This window comes from Vibrio sp. 10N.261.52.A1, assembly GCF_002876325.1.
Lineage (GTDB): Bacteria > Pseudomonadota > Gammaproteobacteria > Enterobacterales > Vibrionaceae > Vibrio > Vibrio chagasii.
On sequence record NZ_MCYD01000229.1, the window covers coordinates 1 to 393 of the forward strand.

At 38.9% G+C, this 393-nt stretch carries 1 protein-coding gene; it reads left to right on the forward strand.

Annotated elements, in window-relative coordinates; translation table 11 throughout:
* Positions 1-127 precede the first annotated feature (127 nt).
* Positions 128-393 (forward strand): ATP-binding cassette domain-containing protein (locus BCT81_RS02980; protein ID WP_133152508.1); only part of this gene is annotated, 266 nt, incomplete at its 3' end.

Sequence of the window (393 nt, forward strand, 5' to 3'; positions counted from 1 at the left end):
TAACCAATGTGACAATAGTAAGTAAGGATTCGTTCAAGAATGGCTTTTCTTTCCTAGGAGTAACATCTTTAGGGATATTGGTATAAAATAGCTAACAATTTTGAACAATAATTAGGATCGATCGGCAATGGCTGAATACGTATATACCATGTCTCGGGTGAGCAAAACTGTTCCACCTAAGCGTCAAATTCTTAAAGACATTTCTCTTAGCTTTTTTCCTGGCGCTAAAATCGGTGTTTTGGGTCTAAATGGTTCAGGTAAATCTACCCTACTACGTATCATGGCTGGTATTGATACTGATATCGATGGCGAAGCTCGTGCACAACAAGGTCTTAACGTAGGTTACCTACCTCAAGAACCAGTACTAGACGAATCAAAAACGGTTCGTGAAAT